General features: G+C 55.6%; 31 protein-coding genes. 26 read left to right on the top strand and 5 right to left on the bottom strand.

Annotation, left to right across the window (positions count from 1 at the left end):
- Positions 1 to 220 precede the first annotated feature (220 nt).
- The 13 genes from ACW73I_RS20725 (at position 221) to ACW73I_RS20665 (ending at position 9763) form a co-directional block, all read left to right on the top strand.
- Positions 221 to 1060 (top strand): RNA polymerase sigma factor, encoded by an 840-nt coding sequence (locus tag ACW73I_RS20725; protein ID WP_458031408.1) that lies wholly within the window; start codon positions 221 to 223, stop codon positions 1058 to 1060.
- Between the two features lie 25 nt (positions 1061 to 1085).
- Complete coding sequence (locus ACW73I_RS20720) at positions 1086 to 1463, top strand: nuclear transport factor 2 family protein (protein ID WP_458031407.1); 378 nt, start codon at positions 1086 to 1088, stop codon at positions 1461 to 1463.
- Entirely contained in the window at positions 1454 to 1885 is a 432-nt protein-coding gene (locus ACW73I_RS20715) for a hypothetical protein (protein WP_458031406.1), read from the top strand. The genes ACW73I_RS20720 and ACW73I_RS20715 overlap by 10 nt, the downstream gene beginning before the upstream one ends.
- Positions 1882 to 2202 carry a hypothetical protein gene (locus ACW73I_RS20710; protein ID WP_458031405.1) on the top strand — a complete coding sequence of 107 codons (321 nt, stop codon included), beginning with the start codon at positions 1882 to 1884 and terminating at the stop codon, positions 2200 to 2202. Before ACW73I_RS20715 ends, ACW73I_RS20710 begins: the two co-directional genes overlap by 4 nt.
- Positions 2203 to 2504: 302 nt before the next feature.
- Positions 2505 to 2867, top strand: a complete 363-nt coding sequence (locus ACW73I_RS20705) for a TfoX/Sxy family protein (protein WP_458031404.1) — start codon at positions 2505 to 2507, stop codon at positions 2865 to 2867.
- A 29-nt stretch (positions 2868 to 2896) separates the two neighbouring features.
- The gene (locus tag ACW73I_RS20700) at positions 2897 to 3448 is read left to right on the top strand and encodes a pyridoxamine 5'-phosphate oxidase family protein (protein ID WP_458031403.1); all 552 of its coding nucleotides are present in this window, start codon (positions 2897 to 2899) and stop codon (positions 3446 to 3448) included.
- A 180-nt stretch (positions 3449 to 3628) separates the two neighbouring features.
- Positions 3629 to 4060, top strand: coding sequence for a regulator (locus tag ACW73I_RS20695; protein ID WP_458031402.1), 432 nt, complete (start codon positions 3629 to 3631; stop codon positions 4058 to 4060).
- 251 nt (positions 4061 to 4311) lie between these two features.
- Positions 4312 to 4458, top strand: a complete 147-nt coding sequence (locus tag ACW73I_RS20690) for a hypothetical protein (RefSeq protein ID WP_458031409.1) — start codon at positions 4312 to 4314, stop codon at positions 4456 to 4458.
- A 174-nt stretch (positions 4459 to 4632) separates the two neighbouring features.
- On the top strand, positions 4633 to 5148 hold the full coding sequence (locus tag ACW73I_RS20685) for a class IV adenylate cyclase (protein ID WP_458031401.1): 516 nt from the start codon (positions 4633 to 4635) through the stop codon (positions 5146 to 5148).
- 222 nt (positions 5149 to 5370) lie between these two features.
- Positions 5371 to 5808 carry an N-acetyltransferase family protein gene (locus tag ACW73I_RS20680; RefSeq protein WP_458031400.1) on the top strand — a complete coding sequence of 146 codons (438 nt, stop codon included), beginning with the start codon at positions 5371 to 5373 and terminating at the stop codon, positions 5806 to 5808.
- A 285-nt stretch (positions 5809 to 6093) separates the two neighbouring features.
- Positions 6094 to 6738: an FMN-binding negative transcriptional regulator gene (locus tag ACW73I_RS20675; RefSeq protein ID WP_458031399.1), complete on the top strand. Its 645-nt coding sequence runs from the start codon at positions 6094 to 6096 to the stop codon at positions 6736 to 6738.
- A gap of 286 nt (positions 6739 to 7024) precedes the next feature.
- Positions 7025 to 8512, top strand: coding sequence for an amidase (locus ACW73I_RS20670; protein WP_458031398.1), 1488 nt, complete (start codon positions 7025 to 7027; stop codon positions 8510 to 8512).
- 93 nt (positions 8513 to 8605) lie between these two features.
- Positions 8606 to 9763: a methyltransferase gene (locus tag ACW73I_RS20665; RefSeq protein ID WP_458031397.1), complete on the top strand. Its 1158-nt coding sequence runs from the start codon at positions 8606 to 8608 to the stop codon at positions 9761 to 9763.
- A gap of 271 nt (positions 9764 to 10034) precedes the next feature.
- On the opposite strand, the gene ACW73I_RS20660 is transcribed toward ACW73I_RS20665, so the two are convergent.
- Positions 10035 to 10691, bottom strand: a complete 657-nt coding sequence (locus ACW73I_RS20660) for a pyridoxamine 5'-phosphate oxidase family protein (protein ID WP_458031396.1) — start codon at positions 10689 to 10691, stop codon at positions 10035 to 10037.
- Between the two features lie 116 nt (positions 10692 to 10807).
- Here ACW73I_RS20660 and ACW73I_RS20655 point away from each other — a divergent pair, with 116 nt between their 5' ends.
- Both ACW73I_RS20655 and nikR read left to right on the top strand, forming a co-directional pair.
- Positions 10808 to 11611: a helix-turn-helix domain-containing protein gene (locus ACW73I_RS20655; RefSeq protein ID WP_458031395.1), complete on the top strand. Its 804-nt coding sequence runs from the start codon at positions 10808 to 10810 to the stop codon at positions 11609 to 11611.
- A gap of 294 nt (positions 11612 to 11905) precedes the next feature.
- Positions 11906 to 12397, top strand: coding sequence for a nickel-responsive transcriptional regulator NikR (gene nikR, locus ACW73I_RS20650; protein ID WP_458031394.1), 492 nt, complete (start codon positions 11906 to 11908; stop codon positions 12395 to 12397).
- 29 nt (positions 12398 to 12426) lie between these two features.
- On the opposite strand, the gene ACW73I_RS20645 is transcribed toward nikR, so the two are convergent.
- A complete protein-coding gene (locus ACW73I_RS20645) occupies positions 12427 to 14196 on the bottom strand; it encodes an MOSC domain-containing protein (protein WP_458031393.1) in 1770 nt (589 codons plus the stop codon).
- A 485-nt stretch (positions 14197 to 14681) separates the two neighbouring features.
- Here ACW73I_RS20645 and ada point away from each other — a divergent pair, with 485 nt between their 5' ends.
- Both ada and ACW73I_RS20635 read left to right on the top strand, forming a co-directional pair.
- On the top strand, positions 14682 to 15755 hold the full coding sequence (gene ada, locus ACW73I_RS20640) for a bifunctional DNA-binding transcriptional regulator/O6-methylguanine-DNA methyltransferase Ada (RefSeq protein ID WP_458031392.1): 1074 nt from the start codon (positions 14682 to 14684) through the stop codon (positions 15753 to 15755).
- Positions 15752 to 16654: a DNA-3-methyladenine glycosylase family protein gene (locus tag ACW73I_RS20635; protein ID WP_458031391.1), complete on the top strand. Its 903-nt coding sequence runs from the start codon at positions 15752 to 15754 to the stop codon at positions 16652 to 16654. Before ada ends, ACW73I_RS20635 begins: the two co-directional genes overlap by 4 nt.
- A gap of 16 nt (positions 16655 to 16670) precedes the next feature.
- Here the strand turns inward: ACW73I_RS20635 and ACW73I_RS20630 are convergent, their stop codons facing one another.
- Positions 16671 to 16856, bottom strand: coding sequence for a hypothetical protein (locus ACW73I_RS20630; RefSeq protein WP_458031390.1), 186 nt, complete (start codon positions 16854 to 16856; stop codon positions 16671 to 16673).
- A 218-nt stretch (positions 16857 to 17074) separates the two neighbouring features.
- Here ACW73I_RS20630 and ACW73I_RS20625 point away from each other — a divergent pair, with 218 nt between their 5' ends.
- Both ACW73I_RS20625 and ACW73I_RS20620 read left to right on the top strand, forming a co-directional pair.
- Positions 17075 to 17725 (top strand): glutathione S-transferase family protein, encoded by a 651-nt coding sequence (locus ACW73I_RS20625; RefSeq protein WP_458031389.1) that lies wholly within the window; start codon positions 17075 to 17077, stop codon positions 17723 to 17725.
- The gene (locus tag ACW73I_RS20620; RefSeq protein WP_458031388.1) at positions 17722 to 18645 is read left to right on the top strand and encodes an EamA family transporter; all 924 of its coding nucleotides are present in this window, start codon (positions 17722 to 17724) and stop codon (positions 18643 to 18645) included. The genes ACW73I_RS20625 and ACW73I_RS20620 overlap by 4 nt, the downstream gene beginning before the upstream one ends.
- Before the next feature lie 787 nt (positions 18646 to 19432).
- Here the strand turns inward: ACW73I_RS20620 and ACW73I_RS20615 are convergent.
- Complete coding sequence (locus ACW73I_RS20615) at positions 19433 to 20332, bottom strand: LysR family transcriptional regulator (protein WP_458031387.1); 900 nt, start codon at positions 20330 to 20332, stop codon at positions 19433 to 19435.
- A gap of 137 nt (positions 20333 to 20469) precedes the next feature.
- Between ACW73I_RS20615 and ACW73I_RS20610 the strand changes: the two genes are divergently transcribed.
- The 6 genes from ACW73I_RS20610 (at position 20470) to ACW73I_RS20585 (ending at position 24535) form a co-directional block, all read left to right on the top strand.
- Positions 20470 to 21015 (top strand): carboxymuconolactone decarboxylase family protein, encoded by a 546-nt coding sequence (locus tag ACW73I_RS20610; RefSeq protein ID WP_458031386.1) that lies wholly within the window; start codon positions 20470 to 20472, stop codon positions 21013 to 21015.
- Between the two features lie 141 nt (positions 21016 to 21156).
- Positions 21157 to 22443 (top strand): pyridoxamine 5'-phosphate oxidase family protein, encoded by a 1287-nt coding sequence (locus ACW73I_RS20605; RefSeq protein WP_458031385.1) that lies wholly within the window; start codon positions 21157 to 21159, stop codon positions 22441 to 22443.
- 15 nt (positions 22444 to 22458) lie between these two features.
- Entirely contained in the window at positions 22459 to 23064 is a 606-nt protein-coding gene (locus tag ACW73I_RS20600; RefSeq protein WP_458031384.1) for a glutathione S-transferase family protein, read from the top strand.
- Between the two features lie 31 nt (positions 23065 to 23095).
- Positions 23096 to 23569 (top strand): nuclear transport factor 2 family protein, encoded by a 474-nt coding sequence (locus ACW73I_RS20595; protein WP_458031383.1) that lies wholly within the window; start codon positions 23096 to 23098, stop codon positions 23567 to 23569.
- A 149-nt stretch (positions 23570 to 23718) separates the two neighbouring features.
- Positions 23719 to 24342 carry a sigma-70 family RNA polymerase sigma factor gene (locus ACW73I_RS20590; RefSeq protein WP_458031382.1) on the top strand — a complete coding sequence of 208 codons (624 nt, stop codon included), beginning with the start codon at positions 23719 to 23721 and terminating at the stop codon, positions 24340 to 24342.
- Positions 24335 to 24535: a zf-HC2 domain-containing protein gene (locus ACW73I_RS20585; protein ID WP_458031381.1), complete on the top strand. Its 201-nt coding sequence runs from the start codon at positions 24335 to 24337 to the stop codon at positions 24533 to 24535. Before ACW73I_RS20590 ends, ACW73I_RS20585 begins: the two co-directional genes overlap by 8 nt.
- A gap of 367 nt (positions 24536 to 24902) precedes the next feature.
- On the opposite strand, the gene ACW73I_RS20580 is transcribed toward ACW73I_RS20585, so the two are convergent.
- Positions 24903 to 25289 carry a hypothetical protein gene (locus tag ACW73I_RS20580; RefSeq protein WP_458031380.1) on the bottom strand — a complete coding sequence of 129 codons (387 nt, stop codon included), beginning with the start codon at positions 25287 to 25289 and terminating at the stop codon, positions 24903 to 24905.
- 33 nt (positions 25290 to 25322) lie between these two features.
- Here ACW73I_RS20580 and ACW73I_RS20575 point away from each other — a divergent pair, with 33 nt between their 5' ends.
- Positions 25323 to 25478: a hypothetical protein gene (locus ACW73I_RS20575; protein ID WP_458031379.1), complete on the top strand. Its 156-nt coding sequence runs from the start codon at positions 25323 to 25325 to the stop codon at positions 25476 to 25478.
- Positions 25479 to 25605: the final 127 nt, after the last annotated feature.

The following is a 25605-nucleotide window of genomic DNA, read 5'->3' as shown; positions in this document are numbered from 1 at the left end:
CATGCCTACTGTCGAATCTCCAGCCATCTGCAAACCATGGCCAACCGGGGATATAATCCACTCATCGCTATTCAAATAGCCTTGGCGGGCGATGCTACCGCTAGGGCGCGCGAGTAGTTACTACAAAAGTTAAATTCATGGCCATAGCAATACCCCCCAATGAGAGTATTAACAAAATGGCGATGATTCTTGGATCTTCCACAGAAATACAAGTTTGATTATGAATAATGCTGAAGCCATTGATTCATTTCTTGCGCTCAGGAGCGAACTGCTTTCGTTCGTGTTCCGGTTGCTACCCCGGCGCCAGGATGCGGAGGATATCGTTCAGGAAACCTATATTCGTGTGTTGGAGAATATAGATTCATTCAGGGGCGAGTCGTCATTCAAGACCTGGGTATTTTCAATCGCCCTCAATCTGTCGAGGAACCTGTTGAGCAAGCAGCAGCGCTGGGAGGAGGATAGCCAGGATTACGGCGCCATGCTGCATATCCATTCGGCCGAGCACTGGGCGGCATTCCGCGCCGTGTTCGACGCCACGCCCGATCGCAACTACGAAATCCGCGAACACATCGCCTACTGCCTGAACTGTATCAACAAGACGCTGCCGGTCGAACAACAGGTTTGCCTGTTGCTCAAGGAAATTTACGAATTCAAGGTCGGCGAAATCATGGCTATCACCGGCCTGAGCGAGGGCAAGGTTAAACACGCCGTTGCCGATGCGCGCAAGAATATGATCCGCATCTTCGACCATCGCTGCTCGTTTGTCTCCAAGCTCGGGTCCTGCGATCAGTGCACGACGCTTAAAGGCATTCTGAACCCCGAACAGGATGCACAGGCGGAAGCCAACAAAATCGCCATGGTCAGACAGGGGGACTCGCCGGATCGCGAATACCTGCTCGACCTGCGCTTGGAACTGGCCCGCGCCGTCGATCCGCTCAATAGTCCGAATACACTACTGAATAGCTTCATGCTGGAAAATCGCGAAGCGTGGGTGGAAGAAGGCAAAAAACGCAATGTGCTGGAGGTTCGTCCGAAATCGACGGCTCATTTGTCTAAGTAATGTCTATTCAACCAAGGAGACTGCAATGACATTACCGAATGCCTTACCGACCGTCCAACAATTCCAACAATGGCTCGCAGCCGGCGACAGCCGCTGGACCGGCTTTGTCGCCGACGACATCAGTTTCACCGGGCCGGCTGCCGGCTTGGTTCGCGGCAAGGACAACTTTATCGCGCTGAACAACGACTTCTTTCCCAGGGTTCGGGGTTACGAACCGGTTTCCGCCTTCGGTCAGGGGGACCTCGCCCTGCTGGAGGGCGTTCTGACCGTGGCGGCGCCGAGCGGCAGAGAGATCCGCTTCGGTCTTGCCGAAATCTACCAAGTGAAGAACGGCAAGATTCAGAACATCCGCATCTATTACGATGCCGAGGAGTTCCGCGCCGAGTTCGGTCAATGCCGATGACGCACTGGCTCTATCCCGCCAACATCAAGTACTACGACGTGCTCGGCGCCATGGCCGAACAGCAGGCCTGGTGGCCGATGCACACCAAGGTGAAGGCCGGCGATGCGGTGCTGATCTATTTGGCTGCACCGTATAAGCAGATTGCTTTCCTCTGCGACGTGATTGCCGTCGGCATTGACGGCGTTGCGGTCGCGCCGCAGGTTCGCCGCTTCCTGAAAGGCGAAACCGAACCCGGCAAAGCGGTGAAATCGTTTATGGCGCTACGGCCTGCGCTTTCCATCCCCATCGATACGGAGAGTCCGCTCGGACTCGCCGAACTCAGACGCTACGGATTGACCGGCAGGCTGATGGGGTCGCGTAATTTGGATAACGTTCCGAGCTTGCTCGGATACATTATGTGTAAGATCGAGGAGCGGCAGTGACGAGTTACGACCAAGCGGTGCGGCAATTGCTTAAAGAGCCCGGCGTCGAAGGTTCGACGATGATGGGGTCGCCATGCCTGCGCTACAACGGCGCGTTCATCGCCATGTGGTTCGATAAGGGCGACGGCCTGATCGTCAAGGTCTCGCCCGAGCGGGTAAGCGAGCTGATCGACGAAGGCGTTGGAATGGAATTCAATTTTACCGGGAAGCGGTTCAGGGAATGGGTCATCATCCCGCTCGATTACCAGGACGACTACGAGCGCTATATCCGAGAGGCTCTGGCCTATGGCGGACAAAAGCCGGTCCCCAGGCAATAGCCAACACGGTTACCCGCTTGGCGTACTCAACACATGACTTTAGCCGGTTAAGTAATATTTTGGCTGGCTTCCGCGCAGTGCTTCGTTGAATAATAGTACTCAAGTTTTGACATTCGGTCGCCGGCTTTCGCTGGCTGCGAATGCATGAATCAAATAGGCAACCCCGGCCACAGCGAGGGTATTGTTTTCAAACCGATAAGCGATTAACGTCGCTCGGGCTCTGCCGTTACCAGCGGCTGTAAGTTAAAACTGGTTTTATAAAGTGGCGGGACGGTGCGGACATGCATTTTTTTGAGGTTGCGATGAGTGAACTGATAAGCTATCTACCGGAAGTTTTCGAGCTGTTCGGCCCCGTTAGCATACGCAAGATGTTCGGCGGCTACGGTATCTATCGCGATGGTTTGATGTTTGCTCTGGTGGCGGACGACACGCTGTATTTGAAAGCCGATGCCGAAAATGCCCATTATTTCGACGAACAAGGCCTGGGCCGGTTCGAATACTTCAAGAACGGCAAGGTCGCCAGAATTTCGTATTACCAGGCGCCGGCGGAATGTATGGAAGAGCGCGAACAGGCTGCTGTCTGGGCGCGGCGCTCGTATGATGCGGCATTGCGAGCTCAGAGTAAAAAACGTAACAGGAAAACGCCTACCGCGAACAGGACATAAAATCCGTAAACGACAATCTAGAGATACCCATGGGCCAGCGCTTCAACGAACTATCCGAGAAACATATCCGTTTTATTGCAGAACAAAAGCTGTTTTTTGTTGGGACGGCGACAGCCGACAGCCGGGTTAATATTTCGCCGAAAGGCATGGATTCGCTCAGGGTGCTGAGTCCGACCCGTGTGATTTGGCTAAACGTGACAGGCAGCGGCAACGAAACCTCGGCCCATGTGCAAATCGATCCGCGCATGACCGTGATGTTTTGTGCGTTCGAGGGGAAACCGTTGATTTTGCGGCTTTACGGCACGGCCAAGGTCATCCACTCAGGCGACCCGGAGTGGCTGGCGTTGTTTGCGCATTTCGAAGCCTTGCCCGGTGCCCGGCAAATTTTCGATGTCAATGTCGATTTGGTTCAGACCTCCTGCGGCATGGCCGTGCCGTATCTTTCATATACCGGCGAGCGGGAGTTGCTGTCCGATTGGGCCGTCAAGACCGGCGAGCAGGGCATAAAAGCCTATTGGGAAGACAAAAACCAAATCAGCATCGATGGCATACCGACTCATATCCTGGCAAAAAGCGGATGAAGCCCTATTTCAAAAGCGGCAACGCAAAGGCCGTCTCAGGATACGCGGGCAAATTGCCCGAGTTTGGCGGGCAAATTTCGGTTTACGGCCGGTACAGCATTGCATAAGCTAGGGTCATCTGAACGGTATTTCGATCAGCGCAGCAATGTTTTGTTATTCCCTTCAAGACGAGGATGACCCATGAGCCACTTTCTTTTCAATGATAGCCATATCCGATGGCAAACCCTGGCAGGTTTCGATTATTTACACTATTCGATACTGGATATTGACGAGCAACGCCAAATTATCGATGTCTTGTTTAAATTTGCCGCTAACCGGCAAATTGTCTTACACAGGCACAAAGTCTTAAATAAAACTTTTGTCATTCAGGGCGAACATCGCTTGTATCATGCGGACGGCAGACTCAAGGAAATCAGGCCGGCCGGCCAATACACGTCCAGCCCGGCCAGCGACGAACCTCATCGGGAAGGTGGCGGCGAGGAGGACGTCATTGTGCTGTTCAGCATCCGAGGTGGCGACGGCGTTTTATATGAAATACTCGATGACGCGCAGAATGTTATCGGCGAACTGAAATGGCAGGATTTCATCGATCTTTATGCGGCGCAGAAGTAAATTTAGGCGGCGGACATGACGCAACGGATCTTCCCACTCATCTTATTGACGCTGCTAATACTCAGTCATCATGCCGTCGTGGATTTCGGCAAACGACCTCTGGAGCTTGCAGAGCATCGCGGATATAATTTCGGCCCGCGGTCGGTGCAATTGCTTATGCGGTTTATCCGGCGACCCTATTGGGCTATGTGGCGTGAGGCTGGCTGTTAAGCCGTTATCCGGCGGCGACCGTAGCACCTTTCACTTTGTTAGTGCCCTTATTCGGGGTGACCGCCTCTTCGTTGGTGTTGGGCGAGCCGATGACGCTATGGAAAATAGATGCCGCCATTCCGGTTCTTTCCGGTTTGTGCATTAATCTATTCGGATCTCGCTTAACGGTTAACAGCCGGATGGCTTGAACAGCATTCTAATTTTCGCAACCACAAATCTTCTCCATCCATTCCGCGGTGCCGCGAGTGACACGAGACCTGGCGATGGACGAAACCTGAGCGCTAGCGGCAACAAATTTTTTCCCGGGATATGCCGAAAATTTGCGTAGGCTGGTAAATTCAAATATGAGGTGATGCGCCATTATGGCAAGAAATATCGAAATCAAAGCCCGAATCGAAAGCGTAGAAGCCATGTTGCCGCTGGCGGCGCTTATTGCGGATGAAGGTCCAATCGAAATATTCCAGGACGATACTTTTTTCCCTTGCCCTAACGGACGGCTGAAGCTTCGTGCTTTCTCCGGCCATGACGGCCAACTGATTTTCTATCAGCGTCCGGATAGCGCCGGCCCCAAAGCATCCTTTTATGTCATTTCGCCAACGGCATCGCCCGACACGCTCCGGCAAACGCTGGCCCTGGCGTATGGCGAAGGTGGCCGGGTGCGAAAGCTCCGCACACTATTCATGGTGGGACGGACCCGGCTGCATTTGGACAAAGTGGAGGGGCTGGGAGACTTTCTGGAATTGGAAGTCGCGCTGACGGAAAACGAGCTTGACGACACAGGCAGGGTAATTGCGCATGAATTGCTGGAAAAGCTGGGTATCTCCGATCATCAGCTCATCGAGGAGGCTTATGTAGACCTGCTTGCCAGGCTGGTTTGAAAAAGCGGAAATCAAACCATTCACCTGAACACTCAGCGGAGATTATTGCCATGGTCATTTCACAATTACCTGTAATCAGTTGATCGGTTCAGCGCCGGTCAACCAGGATAGCGGCTTTTGGGATTGTCTACCGGCAACACGCCAATCATCTCGGCACCGTTCGGATTTAGCTGCAGTGACGAACGGCAATTAATACTACCGGAAATGGATAACGCATCCGCTATGACCTACAGCTACAGAAAAGCGACGGCAATGGACCGGGAAGCGATTTTCGAATTGTATCGCCAAATCATGCACGATTATATTGCTGAAATATGGGGCTGGAATGAAGATTGGCAAACTAACGATTTCGCCGCACATTTTAATCCAGAGGGAATAACGTTAGTTTACGAAGGGAAGCAACTGGTTGGATACGCCCACATCGACAATAATAAGGATCATATATTCCTACGGATGTTGGCAATTCATCGCAACCATCAAAGAAACGGCATAGGGACACACTTGCTGTTGCGGCTTATTACTTCCGGTCAGGAACAATCGAAAACCGTCAGTTTAGAAGTGTTTAAAATTAACATGGAAGCCAAGCGTTTCTATGAAAGGCTTGGTTTTAAAGTCGTAGGGGAATCGCTTCATAGCTATGTCATGAGATTGAATGCCTGATCCAATAAGGATTTCGCTAAAAACAACTTCCCGTTTTGCCGGTGCGAACCCTGGGGCGTACCGAATGAGGAACGCCGTGAACCCTTTCAGGGGGGCTTGACGGCAGCGTCCTTACTGCCGACATCCTGACTCGGTACGTCTCCAGTGACTATTGCGATATCGGGAAGTTATTTTGGACGATATCCTAAGGTCAGGATACTGATCCGCGATTGATACCTCTTGCGGCGACGCCTTACCCCCAACTATGAAATATCAATTTCCCCACACCCAACGGTAACGGCCAAAATGTATATTCCCAAGCACTTCGAACAACACGGAATCGATGTCATGCAGACATTGATACGCGATTATCCGCTGGCAACATTAGTTACCTTGTCCGCCGACGGTTTGAACGCAAGCCATATTCCGCTGCATCGGGTGGAGGAGGGCGATTCGCCTTACGGCAGCTTGCGTGGTCACATCGCCCGCTCGAATCCGATGTGGAGCGATTTCGATCCACAAACCGAAGTATTGGCGGTGTTCCAAGCGGAAAACGCCTACATCTCGCCGTCCTGGTATGCGACCAAACAGCAAACCGGCAGGGTGGTGCCGACCTGGAACTACGCCGCCGTGCATGCTTACGGGACGTTGCGGATTATCGACGATCCGGTCTGGATTCGCCGGCAATTGGAGGCCATGACGGATGAGTTCGAGGCCGAATTTCCCGAACCCTGGTCGGTAGCGGACGCGCCTGCCGATTTTACCGAACGCTTGATCACACAGATTATCGGCATCGAAATCAGCGTGACGCGGCTGCAAGGCAAGTGGAAAGTCAGCCAAAATCAGCCGCCGGAAAACCGAAGCAGCGTGATCGAAGCGTTGCGCGCATCCGGCCAGCCGGCCATGGCAAACTTGGTGGCCGAGGCCGGCCAAGACAAGAATGGCCGTTAAGCGGGTTGATGTTGTACTTTAAGCGTAATACGGAGGAGGTCGGGGCTATGAGGCATCACATCGTCGCGGCTATCGAAATGCGCCGAATGCTTGAAGGCCAACATGCGGCGCAATACGGCTACGCCTATTGACGCCTTACGGATTGCGACTTACGGATTGCGGCTTATGGTCTTGATTATTGGTGACGTAATATGAATGAATTTAAAGGCCGCCGCCTATGTGGATCGGTGCGGTATGCATTGAATACCGAGCCGCGCTTATCTTTTGATGCAGGGGCTTGTCAATCATGATCAACTACGCTGATTACGATGCGCTGGACTTGGCGCAACTGGTACGAAAGGGCGATGTATCTGCAGGTGAGTTGTTGACGGCTGCCAGAACGCGATTGGCCTCGTTCAATCCTAAGCTCAATGCCGTGGTTACGCCGATGGATACTCTGGCGGAATCGCTGCTCGAACATTTGGATGGTCGCGGGCCGTTTACCGGTGTACCGTTTTTGGTCAAAGACCTAATGCTGCGCTTCGCAGGTGTCCCGATGTCCAATGGCAGCGCGGCGATGAAAGATTACCACCCCGCCGTCGATAGCGACATGGCTGCCGGACTCAATACCTCCGGCCTGATCACTTTCGGCAAGACCAATACCTCCGAACTTGGCGCGTCGTCATTAGTTAATAACGCTGTCTTCGGTAAAACCCTCAACCCTTGGGACTTGACACGTAATTCAGGCGGTTCTAGCGGTGGAAGTGCCGCAGCGGTAGCCGCCCGTATCGTGCCGATGGCCTACGCCAGCGACGGCGGCGGTTCGATTCGACTTCCAGCTTCCTATTGCGGCATCTTCGGTTTCAAACCGTCCCGTGGCCTGAACCGATTCGAAGATTTGTCGAAAGCTTGGGGCGGGGCAGTGGTCAGTCATGTATGTACCGTCAGTGTGCGCGATAGCGCTGCCTATTTGGATTGGGTGTCAGGTAACACCAATAGCCGTCATTCCGTGATTGATCCACCGCCACAGTCTTATCTGTATGCCGCCACGCAGCCGCCGAAACCGTTAAAAATCGCCCTGATCAGCCGTGCGCCAACCGACACGCCGGTACATGGCGAATGTCTCGCTGCCGCAAGAACGGCCGCAAATCTGTGTGAATCGTTGGGCCATGTCGTGGAAGAATCTACCTGGAATGTTGATGGGGGCGAGTTGATGCGCGCCTTTCTGACCGTGATTTTTTACTACACCATGCGGGATGTCGACAACATGGCGCAATGGTTGGACGTGGCCGAACCCGGGCTGTCCATCGAGTTGAATACCCGCTTCATGGCAAATTTAGGCAAAGGCATCAACGACGAACACTTAGAACAGGCATTGGCTGTTTGGAAGCGGGCTGCCGATAAACTTGCGGAATTTCATCAGCACTATGATTTGATTTTGACGCCGACAGTCGCCACGCCGCCCCTGCCATCGGATGCGCTTGATCTCAAGGTGTTGGAAAAATGCTTGATGCATGGATTCCTGGTGACCGGATTGGTTAAGAAGCTGTTTTCCAATCGTTTTCTGGATTTTATCGTCGACAAAGCGGTATGCCAGACACCGTTTACGCCGATCGCCAATATGACGGGGCAGTCGGCCATGTCGGTTCCTCTGTATTGGGGTGGAGACGGCTTGCCGCATGGTGCGCAATTTATGGCGGCCAAAGGTCGCGATCGCCTGTTATTCCAGTTGGCGGCCCAACTGGAAAAGGCTCAGCCTTGGAAGCACAAGATACCGCCGTTATGCGTTCATTGAAACAGATGGACGAGGCTTTCCTCAACTAACTCGCCGTTTTCAACGGCAAACTGCTGGCGGCGGGCATGGCCGCCGCGCAAGCGGAGGCGTGACATGACATTGCAAAAGAACGCCGGCGCGGTGCGCCGCTTCGCCAAACTTGCCGGATTCGGCGCCTGGCTGCAAAACCTGCCCAACAGACTGGTGCCGGCGCCGTTCCGCCTGATCCGGATCGGTTCGGCCTTTTGGCAATCGCGGGCGCTGTATGTTGCCGCGCGGCTGGACGTCGCCGGCGCACTCGCCGGCGGCGAAGCGAGCGTCGAAACCCTGGCCGAACGCGTCGCCGCCGACGCCGATGCGCTGTACCGTCTGCTGCGCATGCTGGCGGCGATGGGCGTGTTCGAGGAAGTCTCGTCGCGTCGTTTCCGCAACAACAAGCTTTCGTCTTGTCTGTGCCCGGACCATCCCGACAGCGTTCGGGCCATGGTGTTGATGCACAATTCGCCGGAAATGAGCAGGCCGTGGTTCGAGCCATTGGAGCAGGGCGTACGCAGCGGCGGCGTGCCGTTCGAATCGGCGCACGGGCAGGCGTTTTACGATTACCTGGACGCTAACCCGGAATTCGACCAGTTGTTCGCGCAGGCGATGGATAGCGTGGAAGCCTTGACCGGCGACAGCTTTGTCACCGATTTCGATTGGTCGCGCTTCGAGCGCATCATCGACGTCGGCGGTTCCAAGGGCGCAAAATCGCTCGCCATCCTCAAACGCCATCCGCATCTAACGGCGCTGGTGGCCGACCGCAAACAGATCATCCAAGGCACGGCGCAGTTCTGGAAAGAGCGGGGCGAGGATGCCGCGCTGCAGCACATGGGCTTCGAAGCCTGCGACCTGCTGCAATCCGTGCCCAAGGCGCAAAGCGGCAAGGACATCTACCTGTTGAGCGCGGTGCTGCACGGCTTCGACGACGACACCTGCGTCACCGTGCTGCGCAACGTCGCGCAAGCCTGTGCAGGTAGCGGGGCCGCCATCGCCGTGATGGACATGCTGATGCCGGACAACCGCGCCGACATTGCCTCGGCCGCGTTCGACATGCAGATGTTCGTCAACACCCGCGGCCGGGAACGGACACTGGGCGAATGGCGGCGGCTGTTCGATCGGAGCGGGCTGGCGCTGCAGGAGGTGGTAGGCTTGCGGACGTTCGGGAAAATACTGGTGCTGGCGGCTCAATCTACCGGCCGGCAGGTGACGGGCCGTTGTGGCGCCGGAAAGTGAGGAGCGATAGTCCTCTCATACCTGCAGCCGGATGAATCCGCGCCGCAGGCGCCCGTTCCATGGCCGGATGGCAAGGACGATGTTCGGCGATCCATCGCGGATTTTTCCGGTAATGGTTGCCGATCGATAATTTTGACCAAACGGCAGAAGGCGCGTAAATGCCTTCAGCGCCGAGAAAATGCTCGCCAAATGGGCGGAGCGAAAAATCCGCTGATGCCTCGATACGCTCGGCACGAGAGGATTTTACGCGTTCCGACCGATTTTTTGGGGATCAGCCGTTGCCGTCCATCACCATGGCGCCATATTGCTCAGGCGTAATGGTGCCGCCCTGCTTTTCAGCCAATCCCGCATCGCAAGGCGGCAGCACGTCCTGGATTGCATCGATGCGTTTCCATTGCGGCGTCGGTGTTTCGGTGTCGGCCTGCGGCACGTATTTCGACGTTTCTATGCGCTGCATGCGGTGAATGTAACGCGGGCAGTTGACGAATATTTCGCTAACTGTAACTCTAACGATCATGCCGGCGCCCGGATATTCGGCCAGCAGCGGGTCGTCGGGCTGGATAACGGCGTAGCCGTGGAGGCGCAGCCGGTGAGGCGTTTCGAAATCGATGAACAGCATGCCGATCTTGCAATGCTGTCGGATGTTGCCCAGGGACAAAAACATGCCGTTCCCGTCGTAATTCGGAAAGCACAAGGTCTGCGGGTCTACGACGCGGAGCAGGCCGGGGTTGCCGCCTTTGTATGAACAAGTGGGATAGCCGCGATGATCCACCGTGCTCAGAAAGAAAAAGTCGCGGCTTTCGATAAAGGCCCGGTGCTGTTCGGAAATTTGCGTTTCGACGATGATTTGTTCCAGCCGGTCGGCGAGGGGCCGGGTCTGGTGTTGATCCTGTAACTGTCGGTGTTGTTCGCTATAAAAATCGCTCATCGCTGATCCTCCTGACGTGTTGTTATAGGGGGCGGATAAAGTTCGGTCATTTACAGGCGGTATCGCCATCCGTTACAGTGAGCGAACCGCAACCTCCGCAAACAGGAACATAAACCATGACCCGACCGGCCCGCTTGTATAAACGTGCTGAGCAATCCGAAAAATTTGATGCGCTATGGGATATTCGCGACGGACGCACCTTTTTCAGCGGCCCCTTATTTCATTGCCAAAAACACCAGCACGGTGCGCCGGTGTTTTTGGCGGGTTTGTACGGCAAATTCAGATTGCGTTTGCAAGGCGGGGATTGGCAATGGTGCAGGACGGCGGTTATTCCGGCCGGTGTCGTGCATGAATTGGAGGTCGGCGGCGAGCCTATTACCGTGCTGTACATCGAACCGACTGTCGCCGGCGTCGACGCTTTTCTGCCGCTGATCAACAACAGCCGGGCCGAGCACGGTGCCTTGGTCGGTTGCGGCGGTGAAATCGCCTTCATGCGCGATCTGTATGAAGACCGTTACAAAGCCGGTTGGTCCGCCGACGCGCTACGGGATTTGCTCGGCTATTCAACCCGCCGAACGCCCGCATTCGCTATCGATCCGCGTGTGCGGCGTATCGTCGAAAAACTGCAAATCCTTGGCGACGACTTGACACCGCTAACTGATTTGGCGGCGCAGGCAGGCTTGTCGCCGTCGCGCTTTCAGCACCTGTTTACCCGGCAAGTCGGCGTGCCGTTTCGGCGTTACCGGGCCTGGAGCCGGATGCGCCAAGCGCTGACCCGCATCGTTTGCGGCGACAATTTTACGGCCGCCGCCCACGCCGCCGGCTTTACCGATTCCGCCCACTTCAGCCACGATTTCCGCAAGACTTTCGGCGCGCCGCCGAGCATGAGCTTGCGCCATTTGGCGCGATTGCAAACCTGACGATCCGTTCAGCCTAACCATGCGCCGCGACCCTGTCCGGCAAATCCATCGCCCTGCGCGGCGATAGAGCTCGGGTTTTACGCCGCAAGCCGCCCGCGACGCCGCGATCCGGCATGCCGCCTGTCGGGCACGGTTATTCGAACCGGCAAAACGCCGCGCCAGCGGAGAGCGTTGTTGTTCCGGGAATCTGTCGGGTCAAGGTTTGCGGTTAAAGCGGTTGATTGCATTAGGTTAACCAACGGACAATTGTGTTTTAGCCGGTTACCTGACGACAATACTATCTGGACTTGAAAAATGACTAAACGTGATTCTAAGGCATTGGAACCGAAGAACGGTGCAAAACGCTTGGCGAGCCGGATCAGCATGACGCTGCCGGAAGATTTGTTGACGGAACTCGACGCCATGGTCAACGAACGCGGCTTTGCCAACCGCTCGCAAGCCATCGCCAAAATCCTGCGCCGGTCGCTGGTCGAACACCGTAACGAAGTCGGCGACCGGGTGATGGTCGGCACCATCACGCTGTTTTACGATAACCTGGCGACCGGCGTGCAGCAAAAATTGTCGGACTTGCAGCGGCAAAATATCGCCGAGGTGATTTCATCGCTGCACGTATTGCTTGACGGCGAGCGAACCCTGGAGGTGATTCTGGTGCAGGGGCCGCCGGCGAAAATACAGGAAATCGCCGACGCGATGATCACGCTCCGCGGCGTGCTGTGGGGGCGGCTGGAACTCGTCGCCGCGCTGATCCCGCAATTGCATCCTTTTTCGGAGCCCAGCGGAACCTGACGCGGCGTTAAATTGGTCAAACCGAAGATTTAGAGATCCAACACCAGGTCGGAAACCGGTATCGTGCAGCAAATAAAGGTTTGTTGCGGCGAAGGCGGATCGACCAACTCCAGATAATCCACGGAACCCGATACCAGCGTGGTCGCGCAGGACTGGCAGGTGCCGGCCCTGCACGCAAACGGCGGGCGCAGACCGCAGGCCTCGGCAAGATCGAGTAGCGTCCCTTGTTCGGCCGTCCATTGCACCGAAAAACCGGACTTTTCGAAGGTGACCGTATGCTCGGCGCCTGTCGCTGCCGGGGTAAACCGTATGGCGTTAGCTGACCGTGCCGCGAAGGCTTCGACGCGAATCCGGCTTTCCGAAACGCCGGCTTGTTGCAGCATGGCTTCGACCTGGTCCGGAAACCCCAAAGGTCCGCACAGGAAAAAATTGGCCGTGTCGGTATCCAATTCCGCTAGCAGGTCGTCATCTATGCGGCCCGGCCGAGTATTCCCCGGCAACGACGTTTCGATCCCGCTTTCGGCTAGAAAGACGGCCTTCAGATGGCTGTGTTGGTTGCAAAGCGCTTCAATCGCCGGCCGGAAGCAGCGCTCGCTTTCGTCGCGGACGGCGTAAACCAGCGTGGTCGCGCAATGCGCAGCGGCGGCTTGTTCGAACATGGCATACAGCGGCGTGATACCGACACCGCCGGCCAACAACACGCGCGGCGAGTCGTCGGTTTCGTCGATAAAGAAACGACCGCCGGGCGCCTTGACCTGCACTAGGTCGCCGACCTTGATCGAGTCGTGTAAAAAGTGCGATAGCGACGCGCTTTCATTTTGCCCGTCTGCGAGCGGCATGCGTTTGACTGTGATCCGGAAAGCGTTGGCAAACGCCTGGCCGGAGGACAGCGAATAGGTTCTGGTCAGTTTGCCGGACCCGGGGAGGTCGGCACACACCGCCACGTGTTGCCCCGGCAGGTAACCCGGCAATGCCGAACCGTCTTCCGGCACCAAATACAAAGAAACGATGCCCGCCGCCTCCGTTTCGCGCTGGGCAACGGTGAAGCGTTTGAAACCCGGCCACGCCAGACCTTGGCGGGCCAGCATCAGCGAGGAAGCACGCTTGTCGAGTAGCGCGCGCCACTCGGGCGACAAACCTGTCGCATTTCGGGCAAACTTCAGATCCGCCAAGCTTGCGTTCGGATCGTAGCAAGCGCGAACGAACTCGCGTATCGTCGGCGAGGGTACGGCAACCGGTTCGTGTATCGCACAATCGCCGGCCATTACGCTGCCTTCTTGCAGAACCCGCGCATAAAACCCGACCCGGCCGTCTTCCAGAAAAATCTTCGAAAACCCGGGGTCTTCGTTGAGCGTCATGGCTAACTTAAAACAGGAGATGCGCGGTTCGCTGATTTGTATCACCAATTTTCCGCAGATCAAAAGGTCGCCGATCCGGACGTCGTCTTCCGTCAAACTGTCGACCGTCAGATTTTCGCCAAAGCTACCCGGGGCCAGTTTCCTTCCCAAATAAGTTTCCCAATGCGCATATCCGGGCAGTCCGTAGATATACACCGCTTTGTGGGGCCCGCCGTGGCAACGCAAATCGGCTTGTTCGTCGTCTGCCGCACCGGCAACACCGATATGAACCAAGCCTTCTACCGGGCGTTTGAAGATGCCGGTCGGTACGGTTTTGCCTTTAAAAATCACGTTGGTAACCCGGCTGACGTTGACGGACCTAATACGGGCTTCCGTCTGCCGGGTCGGTTGGCGCCGGCCGGTTGCTGCGGCGTTCAAATTAGGTCCGTCGTTGTTGTTCATGGTTTATCCTCCGATGAATTAACAGTGATTGGTGTTGTCAGACGGCAGTCTTATCGGCGTTGCCGTTCAGCGCGCTTAGGCGTTTTGACAGCATGACTGCCGCAAAATAGTATCACGATTATTTTAAAAAGTAATATCATTTGTTTCCGGTCGTCAGCGCCGATAGAGGGCGGCCCCTTGAATCAAAGTGCTTTCCCCGAGCGGCAAGCTGTTTCGATACACCAATCTGCCGGGCAAAGGGGATGAACGAAGACTCTTGCAAAAGCCGTAGGTTTGCGTATGCCAGCCCGAACCGGCCAGCCATTCCGTTATGATCGCGCCAGTACAGAACAGTCCAAGGATGATGTACTTCTTAGACAGAGAAGTAACAATGTTGCAGTTGTTTTGATAGAAAACGAATTTGAATTTGAAAGCAAGACTCGGGGTGATGCAGCGCTGCGATTCGGGTAAATTAACGGCGTGAATGAACGAAATGCGGAGACCACATGCCGAACCCGACTAAAGCAGACGCGTTGCCGATAGAGAACGATCCGCGCTGGCAAGCCGTGCTGGCCCGCGACCCGGCAGCCGACGGCAGTTTCTTCTATTCGGTCAAAACCACCGGCGTTTACTGCCGGCCGTCTTGTCCAGCTCGCACCGCCAAACCGGAAAACGTACAGTTCCATCTCGACCGCGACGAAGCCGAAGCGGCCGGCTTTCGGCCCTGCCGGCGCTGCCAACCGGACCAACCGTCGCTGCGTGAACGGTATGCCGGTAAAGTGACCGAAATCTGCCGCTTGCTGGAAACGGCGGAAACCGAACCGACACTCGCCGAGTTGGCCGCCGTTGCAGAGCTTAGCCCCTTTCATTTTCATAGAATTTTTAAGGCGATTACCGGTTTGACGCCAAAGGCCTATGCGGCATCCCTGCGCAGCAGTCGAATCCGGAATCAACTGGCAAAAAGTCAGTCGGTAACCGCCGCTCTCTTTGACGCCGGTTATAACGCCAGCAGCCGTTTTTATGAACAATCGCCGCAGTTGCTAGGTATGACGCCGTCCGACTATCGCGCAGGCGGGGCCAATAGCCGAATTCGTTTTGCTCTGGGTGAATGTTCGCTGGGTTCTATTCTGGTGGCGGCCAGCGAAATCGGAATTTGTGCCATTGCCTTGGGCGACGATCCGGACTGCTTGGCTCGGGAGTTGCAAGACCGTTTTCCTCAGGCCGAACTGATCGGCGGCGATAATGAGTTCGAGCAATGGGTTGCAAAAGTGGTCGGATTTGTCGAAGCGCCGGCCATCGGCCTGGATTTGCCGCTGGACATTCGCGGTACCGCATTTCAACAGCGGGTTTGGCAAGCGTTGCGGCAAATCCCGGCCGGCGGGAAAGTCAGTTACGCCGATATTGCACAACGCATAGGCGCACCGAAAGCGGTACGCGCGGTGGCCGGCGCTTGCGCGGCCAATACCTTGGCCGTAGCGATTCCCTGCCACCGGGTCGTTCGCTCGGACGGCGGATTGTCGGGTTACCGCTGGGGGGTGGAGCGCAAAGCGGAGCTGTTGCGGCGGGAGAGTCAAGCATGAGTGCCGGCGTCTTGTCTTGCACACTGCCGCTACCTACAAATTATCGGATGACGGATATTTTGTCTTTCCATGTCCGCGATGCCTTGGCCGTCGCCGAAACAGTGGAAGCTAACCGGTTACGTAAGGGCATCGTATGGCACGGTTCGACGGCCTGTTTGACGCTTCGTTTGTCGCCCCTGTGCGCCAACATTGAACTGAGCATCGATCATACGCCGGCTTTATTGGAGGTTGACGAATTATCCGCACTGGCAGCTCGAATGCTTGGATTAAATCAGCCCATTGATATTTTTGAGAAAAGTGTTGCTCAACATCCGCAGCTAGGGAGCTTGATCAACAAGCAGTCCGGCTTGCGGGTACCGGTTGTGCCGACCGCATTCGAAGCCTTAAGTTGGGCGATCATAGGTCAGCAAATCAGCGTTTCCGCCGCCATTTCGATAAGGCGTAAATTTATTCGATTGGTCGGGTTACAACATTCCAGCGGCTTGTATTGCTACCCGGATGCGCGGCATGTAACGGCTTTAAGCATAGGCGACTTGCGCCAGGCCGGATTTTCGCAAAGCAAAGCGCAAACTTTGCTGACGGTCAGCCGGATGGTGGTATCCGGCGAATTAGAATTGAATAACTCTCAAAAAGAGCCGCCGATAGAACAAATCCGTCAACAATTAATGACGATTCGCGGCATAGGTCCCTGGACCGTCAATTATGCGCTATTACGCGGTTATGGCTGGCTGGACGGTTCGCTGCACGGCGATGCCGCCGTTCGTCGCGGCATGCAAGTGTTATTGAACCGCGCTACGGCGATGGATGAAAACCAAGCTCGGCAATGGTTGGAAAGCTTTGCGCCGTGGCGGGCTTTGGTTGCCGCGCATTTATGGGAACTGATTTCCAGTGGCGGTTAGGCTGGAACAAGCTAGGTTACGCCGTCTCGGTTGCTATCACCGCACGCTGGTCTGGCGGCGAAAAAACAAACCGGTCAAACGCCATGCTTTGGCTGCGAAAGAGCGGCTCGGCGCCAAAGACAGCGATAATCAGCGCGCGAACAATCGCATAGTCCCGCCGGAACGGCGAGGCGGTAAAACCCGGCCCTATTTTTACCGGCATTCGATCCGGGCTGAGCCCTTAGAATGGCTCGTGGCGCTGGTATGTATGAGGCCGGTCATCGACGCTCGATTACCTCGCCCCGGCCGCGATTGACTACGACGGAGTACGCGCTTATTGTGCACGCTCCGGTCCGGTTTGACGCCGGATATTGCGGCGCGCGAACCCTGATTCGCGTTTTTATAATCTTTTACCCGCTTTTCCAACCGATAGGATATCCCATGGCACTTACCTTAATCATCGGCAACAAAAATTATTCGTCCTGGTCGTTGCGTCCCTGGTTGTTCCTGAAACACCACGGCATTGCCTTCGAGGAAGTGCGGATTCCGTTGTACCGCGACGATACCTCTGCCCGCATCGCCGAATTTTCGCCTGCGGGCAAGGTGCCGGTGCTGTTGGACGGCGATCTGACGGTTTGGGATTCTCTGGCTATCCTGGAGTATCTGGCCGAGCGCTTTCCGGAAACCCGGGGCTGGCCGGTATCGCCGGCAGAGCGCGCCAAAGCGCGTTCCCTGGCGGCGGAAATGCACGCCGGCTTTGCCAATCTGCGCAGCCATTGCGGCATGAATTGCCGCCGCCAACCTGCCGCCAAGATATTGCCCGACGCGGTTCATAAAGAAGTCGAGCGGATAGGCCAAATCTGGCGCGAATGCCGGGAAACCCAAGCCGCCGACGGCCCCTGGTTGTTAGGCCGCTTCGGCATTCTCGACGCGATGTACGCGCCGGTTGCGTTACGTTTTCATAGCTACCGACTGGAAGCGGGGCCGGTAGCCCGGGCTTACGTCGACACCGTGCTGAGTCATCCGGCCGTGAGAGAGTGGATGGCGTCGGGGCAAGCGGAAACCGAGATCATACAGGCGTTCGAAGCGTGAAGGCGAAGGTTTGGGCCGCGTTGTTGGCGGTTTATCTGGTGTGGGGATCGACCTATCTGATGATACGCTTCGTCGTCGAGACGCTGCCGCCGTTTTTGTCGGCCGGCTTGCGGTTTGTCGTTTCCGGCGTGGTTTTGCTGGCCTGGCGGCGTTTGGCCGGCGACGCTGCGCCGACCCTGCGGCAGTGGCGTTCGGCTGCGATCGTCGGTACGCTGTTATTGCTGGGCGGCAACGGCTTAGTGTGTTGGGCCGAACAAAGCGTTCCGTCCGGCACCGCCGCGCTGATCATCGGCGCGGTGCCGATGTTTTTGGTGATCGCCGACGCGCTCAGGCCCAACGGCGTCAAACCGACGCTGCGCGTACTGGCCGGTCTGGTCATAGGCTTCATGGGAATTTACCTGCTGGTCGGACCGACGGCCTATTCGGACGGCATGCCGTTAAACATGGCCGGCGTGGCGGCGCTTTTGCTGGCCGGTTTACTTTGGGCGGTGGGTTCAATTTACAGCAAGAGCGCGGATTTGCCGAAGTCGGCGCTGATGACCACCGGCGCGGAAATGTTGGCCGGCGGATTGGCGTTATTGCTGGTCAGCAGCCTCGGCGAAGACTGGCCTATGTTCAGCCTTGCCCAGGTATCGGCGGACTCCTGGCTGGCGTTGGCGTATTTGATCGTGTGCGGCTCGATGATCGGTTTCGCGTCTTACGCGTGGTTGCTGCGGAACGCACCGATCCCGCTGGTGGCAACCTACGCCTACGTCAATCCGCTGGTGGCGGTGTTTCTAGGCAACTGGTTCGCGCAAGAACCGCTGACGCCGCGCATCCTGAGCGCATCGGCTATCATCATCGGCTCTATCGTATTCATGAACAGCGCTCAAGGCGCCCGTGCCAAACCGGCAGCCGCGCGGAGTGCGGACGAACGATGATATTCCGCGAGAAACCAGACTGCTACGATCGATTGCCGGCTACCGATTCTTATATAGTTGCGCCGGTAGCGGATGACGGTTTTTGGAAGAGGCAAATTGTCGCGATCGACCCTAAGTTGTGCGCGCCAGGATAAGCTGGCAAAGGATAGGAGGTGAAAGCCCTCTACGAGATAAGGTCTAGTCCACCGTCTCGGCCCCGAGTGATGCGCGGTTACTCGCGAGGGTAAACGTGAAGCGTTCACAGGCGAGACCATAGGCTGGGTATTGAGCTGCGAAATGGGTCGAACTTCGAGCTGCCGATCCCGTGCAGTTGAGGAGAAGGCAATATTAGCTCATGCGCTTTGGCTAGATGAGTCCAAACCTCGCGCAGTCTTAGGCCTCAAGCATGTGGAGAAGTCCTTTGTACGGAACCTGGGAGATCTCATCTGTGCTCGATAGGCATGTCGAGCCGGTTTATTAAGGTAGAAACTGAACGATAAATATGTACGCAGATGAGAAGTCGGACAAAGCCGTATTACCGATGAAGCAACCGCAGTCCGGACTCAGCCGGGGAGCTGCGTCGAGTTGAATGTCTCAAGATTTTGCCAAAGCTGACATTCTGGAAATTTTGCAAATGGTTAATTAGTCCTGGCGGCATTGCCACCGTCGATAAAACTCAGAAACTCTGGCTACAAGCCCAGCGTCGCATTAAAGCCGATTTAGCGAATGATCGAGCCAACTAGAGTGATCATCCCTCGTACGTTAATAACTTTATCCCCCATGTTTAGCCCGGCAGAGATTCAGTTGTTTAATTCAGCGACAACTCGGCCCGTAAACGGGTAGCCATCAAATCGACGAACGAACGAATTTTCGCCGACGAGTGGCGGCCCTCCCGATGCAGAATATGTACGGGAACCGGCGGGCTTTCGAATTCGCCGAGCAATATCTTGAGTTTGCCGGTTCGTAACGGTTCGGCGATTTGATAGTTCAGCAGGCGGGTGATGCCCAGTCCGGCCATGGCGGCGCCGGCCGCCGAGTCGTTGTCGCTGACGCTCAATATCGGTTGCAATTTGACCGTCTGTGCCTGTCCGTCGTATTGAAAGCGCATTTCGTTGTTCGGGTTCAGACCTCGCGCGAAGATGATTCGATGCTTTAGTAAATCGTCCGGCGTTTGCGGGATGCCGTGTTCGGTCAGATAATCCGGCGAGGCGCACAGTACCCTTCGAACCGAGCCGATTCGTAGCGCCCGGTACGACGAATCCGGCAAATCGGCGATGCGGATCGCCACATCCACGCCTTCCTCCAGCATGTTGACCACCCGATCGACGAACAGCGCATTGACTTCCACCGCCGGATAGCGATGTAAATACTCGACGATGCCCGGCATGATGAACAAACGCCCAAACAATACCGAGGCGGTCACCGTGAGTTGGCCGCGCGGTTCGGCGTTGATGCCCAGCGCCGCATCGTCGGCTTCGTCGGCCAAGGCAATGATACGTTTGGCATCCTCGTAATACTTCTGACCGGCCTCGGTCATGCGCACATAGCGGGTGGTGCGGTTCAGCAACTTAACGCCCAAGCGTTCTTCCAACGCCGCCACCGCCCGCGTCACGGCCGGCGGCGACATGTGTAATTTGCGCGCGCCGCCGGCAAAGCCTTCGGCTTCGACGACTGCCACATACACGCTCATCAAATGTAATCTGTCCATTTTTAATTCCACTTATCGGAATAGTTAATTGATTATTTTTTGTATTCTTTATTTTTTCGCAATAGATCACACTGTACCCGCCTGTTGAATTTCATTCAGGCGTACGAAAACCTCTTTCATTTTTTTGGAGAACTATCATGAGCCGTATTACTTCTGTCAGCAACCAAACCGCCAATATCGAACAACGCGCCCTGTTTGAAGCCATTCAGGCGCAATTGGGCATGGTACCCAACTTTCTACGCGTATTCGCCCACTCGCCGGACGCTTTAAAAGCCTTTCTCGGCTTGCATCACATCGCCAATCACGGTTCGTTGGATGCTAGCACCCGCGAACGTATCGCGCTTGCGCTAGCAGAGCAAAACCAATGCGAATACTGTCTGTCCGCCCATACCGCCATCGGCCGCAAAACCGGTTTGAACGGGGCGGAAATCGAGGCTAACCGCGCCGGTACCAGCCATGACGCCAAGGCGGCGGTGGCGGTCAAATTCGCCCGCGCTCTGGTCGAGCACAAGGGCGAGGTCACCAATGTCGAGTTGCAATCCATGCGCGATGCAGGCTTCAACGAAGCAGACATCGTCGAGGTGATCACTCACGTCGGCATGAACCTGCTGACCAATATATTGGGCAAAGCCAGCCGGGTTGATATCGACTTTCCGAAAGTGGCGCTAAAACAGGCCGCCTAGCAAGGTATCCGGCGCAAGTCCAAGCGCGCGGACTTGCGCCCGGATTTTAGCGTTGAATAACAGCCGGTATGCTGATTCAACGCGGTCGGCGCCTGCATCACAGCAAGCGCCAAGGTTTCAAATCCAAGCAGGAGTAGAGTCATGGCCCGTGCATTTGCCAAAATCAGTTTTACCCCCGACGTGAAAGCGGTACAAACCGAAATGGGTAGCCGCGCCGCATATCGGCCAACGGAGATCGGCGAAGCCGAAACGGCGCTGCTGAGCGACTTCGAACAGGCATTTATCGCCGAACGCGACAGTTTTTATCAAGCTACCGTCAGCCAATCCGGTTGGCCCTATGTGCAGCATCGCGGCGGGCCGGCGGGATTCTTGAAAGTGTTGGACGAACAAACCATCGGATATGCCGATTTCAGCGGCAACCGCCAATACCTGTCGGTCGGCAATTTACGCGGCGACGACCGGATCAGCTTGCTGTTGATGGATTATCCGGGACGGCAACGCTTGAAAATCTGGGGCCGGGCGCGGGTAGTGGACGAACGTAGTGAACCGGAATGGCTGGCTAAACTGGCGTTGCCCGACTTTCGCGCCCCGGTCGAGCGCGGCATCGTGATTCGGGTCGAAGCTTTCGACTGGAATTGCCCGAAATATATCACGCCGCGCTATAGCCAAAGCGAAGTCGAAGCGCTATTGGCTCGGGCTCGTCAGCAACAACCGGTGGCAGGCGCAACGCATGTAGCGGCCGCTCTAGGAAACGGCGCATTGCCCTTGATCATCAACGGAATTCGCCAACTGACGCCGCGCATTCGCGCCTACGAATTTCGCCATGCCGACGGCGAGCCGCTGCCGGCTTACCTGGCTGGGGCACATCTGCGCGTGCCGATCGCGCTGCCCGACGGCACGATCACCAGTCGGGCCTATTCGCTGACCGATGCACCGAACAATCCGGATTGCTACCACATCGCGGTGCTGCGAATGGAGGACGGCGAAGGCGGGTCATTGGCATTGCACGACGGCTGGCAGATAGGCACCCGCCTCAACGTCGATGCGCCGGAAAACCATTTTCCGCTGCACGAAGACGAGCGTCCGGCGCTGTTCATCGCAGGCGGCATCGGCATCACCCCCGTCAAAGCCATGGCCGAAGCGCTGGCCGCACGGGGCTCGGCCTTTCAACTGCATTACACCGGCCGAGCACCGCAGGACATGGCTTTTGTCAAAGACTTGCAGCGGCAGTTTCCCGATCGATGCCGGTTTTATTTCAGCCAAGCGCAAACCCAGACCCGATTGGATGTTCCGGGTTTGCTGGGTAAGGCAACGGCCGATAGCGTCATTTACGTCTGCGGCCCAACCCGCTTGATCGATAGCGTACGCCAAACCGCCCGCCGGCTCGGCATTGCCGATGACCGGGTGCAATTCGAAAGTTTCATTTAACCTAAGGAGTCCAACATGATCATCCTGTACGACATGGCGCTTTCCGGCAATTGCCACAGAGTCCGCTTATTGCTCAGTTTGCTGGGCTTGTCCTATCGAACTCAACCGGTGGATTTGCACGGCGGCGAGCAACGCGGCCCCGTCCATTTGCAACGCAACCCGTTCGGCCAGGTGCCGGTGCTGGATGACGACGGTCTGATAATTCGCGACAGCCAGGCCATTTTGGTGTATCTGGCCAAACGCTATGGTGGCGAAAAATGGTGGCCGGACGATGTCTATCAGCTCGCGCAGATCGCCGCCTGGCTATCGACCGCCGCCAATGAAATCTTCCACGGCCCTGCCAAATTGCGGGTACACCACAAATTCGGTAGTCCTATCGATACGGCAGCGGCCCGGCAAACCGCCGACAAGGTGCTCGGTATTGTCGACCGCCATCTGCAACGCCAGGATTGGCTGGTCGGCGACTCGGTATCCATCGCCGACATTGCCGTCTATCCCTATTTGGCGCTGGCACCGGAAGGCGGTTTGGACATAGCCGCCTACCCCAACATCATCGCCTGGTTCCAACGCATTCGCGTATTGCCCGGTTATGTGGCCATGCCGGGCATGTGGCAAGCTTAAATCAACCAATCGTTCATCACGGAGAAATAGCATGACCCAAGAAATCAAAGCCCCCGTCCCACCCTTTACCGCCGAAACTGCGGCGCAAAAAGTACGCATGGCCGAAGACGCCTGGAACTCGCGCGATCCGGACCGCGTCGCCTTGGTCTATACCGAAGACACCCTTTGGCGCAACCGCGCCGAGTTCCCTAAGGGCCGCGAACAAGTCCGCGAATTTTTGCAACGCAAATGGGCCAGGGAACTGGATTACCGCTTGATCAAGGAATTGTGGGCGTTCACCGACAACCGCATTGCCGTGCGCTTTGCCTACGAATGGCGCGACGATTCCGGCCAGTGGTTCCGCAGTTACGGCAACGAGAACTGGGAATTCAACCCGCAAGGTTTAATGCAGCGCCGTTTTGCCAGCATCAACGATTTGCCGATCAAGGCGGAACAGCGTTTGTTCCACTGGACGTTGGGGCGCCGACCCGACGACCATGCCGGATTAAGTGATTTGGGGTTGTAAACTATCTTGATATCCCTGTAGAAATCCCAACGAGGTTGCTCGGTACATGCGTCGCCATCATGATGTTTTAAATAGCCGATTATTTTTGTAAGGTATGACACTCTCCAAGCGACTCAGCCTGTAGTCGGTCCGACCAAGGAGATTAACGCATGCTGCTGAGCGCAGAGATGAACCCACCCGATCATTTGAACGAAGTCCTGCTGGCCGAACATAGGCCGGTATTGTTTCGTTACGCCTTGCTGCAATTGAAGGATAACGAACTGGCCGACGATGCGGTGCAGGAAACATTATTGGCCGCTTGGCAATCGTCTGCGAATTTCCAAGGCAAGGCCGGTTTGCGTACCTGGCTGATCGGCATTCTGAAACATAAGATTGCCGACCACTGGCGGCGCAGTGCGCGCGAAGTCGTCACCGCCGAATTCGATCAAATCGCTAACGACGAGGACGAAACCGATGAGGACGCGTTTTTTATGAACAATGGCCATTGGAACGGCGGCCCCTCGACCTGGCATGACCCTGAAGCGGCGCTCAAGCAACAGGAGTTCTGGGCCATTTACGAAACCTGCCACAATAATCTGCCCGCCAAGATGGCCCAGGTGTTCATGCTGCGGGAACTGGTCGGGCTGGAAACGGAAGAAGTCTGCCGGGAAACGGGCATCAGCGACGCCAATTACTGGGTCACCATGCATAGAGCCCGCTTGCGACTGCGGGAGTGCCTGGAAATTCGCTGGTTCAATCCATCAAAAGCAAAAAAGGAGCATCGTCATGCGTAGTTGCCGCGACATTACCGCCTTGATGTCAAAGGGCTTGGATAAAAAACTCGGCTTGAGTCAACGTCTGGCGATCGGCTTGCATGTCATGATGTGTTCCGGCTGCCGTAATTTCCAAAGCCAATCCCAATTCATCCGCAAAGCCGCGCAGGGTTATACCGAGCAATTGCAGAATCGTTTGGATAAGAAATTTTGAGCTTTAGTAAGCACTCAATTCTTGACATCTCCAAACTCCGTTCGGCGTGCATGTCGATGATTCTAAGAACGCTGAACACCAAACCGCTCAGATGAATGAACCGAAATCGACGTTATTTTGGGGGATTTGAAGTTGGCTGCTATCGGCTCAGGCTGTGTAAAAACGTAAAAATCCAAAGAGCAGTGGAAAAAATAAGTTAAGTTAGCGCACTCATTTTATATCCGGGTGGAAAAACTTATTCCACAAACATATGAAATAACCAAAAAAGTGGGAGAAATTCTAGTTTTTCAATTTTATTTTCGCGTTTTTACACAGCCTGGGCCAAAAGAAGCCAGTGAGCTAATAGTAACGACCGTCGGTTGTATGCTCATTTGCTGACGTTTATGCTGAATTCTGGTGTTCGGCCGGAATAGGTAATCACCAGCAAAATATCTTCGATCTCCTCGTTCTTGAACCGGTTTTTCATTTCTTCAGTATCCGGCAGAGTCAGTTCCCATTCACCAGATGGAGATTTACCGATCATCGCCGTCCAGCTTCTTCCATTGCCTCCGCGGGTACTGATGATGCCATCGATAGGAGTGACGCTACCGCCGACAGTCCCCTGGTTGCCCTCTTCAGTAAATCTCAGTTCGGTGATGGGTAACTCAAAGGTTTTCTGATTAGCTCGGACGAAGTAGAGCAAGACCTGCTGAATTTTGATGGCTTCTAGATTTGGAGGAAAATCTTGTCGGAAAGTCTGGAACTTCACTTTCATTGGGGACCTGGTTTGGCCGGGGTTGTGCAGATCATGCCACTGGTCAGCAAATTGGTTGCGGATGCTGAATGGCCTATCGGCACTGAGATTTGGATTGAGAGTTTGGATTACCTGCTGACGGTAGTCATTAAATCGATTGGGCGAAATGGCTTCATTGTGATTGCTGTCGGTCGTGACTTTAAACGTTAACGACTGATTAACCCCATCTACCCCAGTTGCTTCAGTCCGTTAATATAGATGGTATCGACAGCCCAAGGCAGCAATTGTTCGATGTCGGTGAGCGTTTGTGCTTTTGGCAGTTCTGTAAAGATGTGCC

It is taken from the genome of Methylomonas sp. MgM2 (genome assembly GCF_054172045.1).
The sequence above is the reverse complement of the archived record's forward strand: the minus strand, read 5'-3'. Positions and strand labels throughout refer to the sequence as shown.

Excerpts from the sequence above, each read along its gene's own strand:
- ACW73I_RS20600 (WP_458031384.1), top strand. The coding sequence starts at position 22,459 with ATGATCATCCTGTACGACATGGCGCTTTCCGGCAATTGCCACAGAGTC.
- ACW73I_RS20655 (WP_458031395.1), top strand. The coding sequence starts at position 10,808 with ATGACCCGACCGGCCCGCTTGTATAAACGTGCTGAGCAATCCGAAAAA.
- ACW73I_RS20645 (WP_458031393.1), bottom strand. The coding sequence starts at position 14,196 with ATGAACAACAACGACGGACCTAATTTGAACGCCGCAGCAACCGGCCGG.
- nikR (WP_458031394.1), top strand. The coding sequence starts at position 11,906 with ATGACTAAACGTGATTCTAAGGCATTGGAACCGAAGAACGGTGCAAAA.
- ACW73I_RS20725 (WP_458031408.1), top strand. The coding sequence starts at position 221 with ATGAATAATGCTGAAGCCATTGATTCATTTCTTGCGCTCAGGAGCGAA.
- ACW73I_RS20665 (WP_458031397.1), top strand. The coding sequence starts at position 8,606 with ATGACATTGCAAAAGAACGCCGGCGCGGTGCGCCGCTTCGCCAAACTT.
- ACW73I_RS20670 (WP_458031398.1), top strand. The coding sequence starts at position 7,025 with ATGATCAACTACGCTGATTACGATGCGCTGGACTTGGCGCAACTGGTA.
- ACW73I_RS20605 (WP_458031385.1), top strand. The coding sequence starts at position 21,157 with ATGGCCCGTGCATTTGCCAAAATCAGTTTTACCCCCGACGTGAAAGCG.
- ACW73I_RS20635 (WP_458031391.1), top strand. The coding sequence starts at position 15,752 with ATGAGTGCCGGCGTCTTGTCTTGCACACTGCCGCTACCTACAAATTAT.
- ACW73I_RS20590 (WP_458031382.1), top strand. The coding sequence starts at position 23,719 with ATGCTGCTGAGCGCAGAGATGAACCCACCCGATCATTTGAACGAAGTC.
- ACW73I_RS20575 (WP_458031379.1), top strand. The coding sequence starts at position 25,323 with ATGCCACTGGTCAGCAAATTGGTTGCGGATGCTGAATGGCCTATCGGC.
- ACW73I_RS20615 (WP_458031387.1), bottom strand. The coding sequence starts at position 20,332 with ATGGACAGATTACATTTGATGAGCGTGTATGTGGCAGTCGTCGAAGCC.
- ACW73I_RS20585 (WP_458031381.1), top strand. The coding sequence starts at position 24,335 with ATGCGTAGTTGCCGCGACATTACCGCCTTGATGTCAAAGGGCTTGGAT.
- ACW73I_RS20680 (WP_458031400.1), top strand. The coding sequence starts at position 5,371 with ATGACCTACAGCTACAGAAAAGCGACGGCAATGGACCGGGAAGCGATT.
- ACW73I_RS20720 (WP_458031407.1), top strand. The coding sequence starts at position 1,086 with ATGACATTACCGAATGCCTTACCGACCGTCCAACAATTCCAACAATGG.
- ACW73I_RS20625 (WP_458031389.1), top strand. The coding sequence starts at position 17,075 with ATGGCACTTACCTTAATCATCGGCAACAAAAATTATTCGTCCTGGTCG.
- ACW73I_RS20580 (WP_458031380.1), bottom strand. The coding sequence starts at position 25,289 with ATGAAAGTGAAGTTCCAGACTTTCCGACAAGATTTTCCTCCAAATCTA.
- ACW73I_RS20685 (WP_458031401.1), top strand. The coding sequence starts at position 4,633 with ATGGCAAGAAATATCGAAATCAAAGCCCGAATCGAAAGCGTAGAAGCC.
- ACW73I_RS20705 (WP_458031404.1), top strand. The coding sequence starts at position 2,505 with ATGAGTGAACTGATAAGCTATCTACCGGAAGTTTTCGAGCTGTTCGGC.
- ada (WP_458031392.1), top strand. The coding sequence starts at position 14,682 with ATGCCGAACCCGACTAAAGCAGACGCGTTGCCGATAGAGAACGATCCG.
- ACW73I_RS20595 (WP_458031383.1), top strand. The coding sequence starts at position 23,096 with ATGACCCAAGAAATCAAAGCCCCCGTCCCACCCTTTACCGCCGAAACT.
- ACW73I_RS20660 (WP_458031396.1), bottom strand. The coding sequence starts at position 10,691 with ATGAGCGATTTTTATAGCGAACAACACCGACAGTTACAGGATCAACAC.
- ACW73I_RS20675 (WP_458031399.1), top strand. The coding sequence starts at position 6,094 with ATGTATATTCCCAAGCACTTCGAACAACACGGAATCGATGTCATGCAG.
- ACW73I_RS20715 (WP_458031406.1), top strand. The coding sequence starts at position 1,454 with ATGCCGATGACGCACTGGCTCTATCCCGCCAACATCAAGTACTACGAC.
- ACW73I_RS20700 (WP_458031403.1), top strand. The coding sequence starts at position 2,897 with ATGGGCCAGCGCTTCAACGAACTATCCGAGAAACATATCCGTTTTATT.
- ACW73I_RS20610 (WP_458031386.1), top strand. The coding sequence starts at position 20,470 with ATGAGCCGTATTACTTCTGTCAGCAACCAAACCGCCAATATCGAACAA.
- ACW73I_RS20695 (WP_458031402.1), top strand. The coding sequence starts at position 3,629 with ATGAGCCACTTTCTTTTCAATGATAGCCATATCCGATGGCAAACCCTG.
- ACW73I_RS20630 (WP_458031390.1), bottom strand. The coding sequence starts at position 16,856 with ATGCCGGTAAAAATAGGGCCGGGTTTTACCGCCTCGCCGTTCCGGCGG.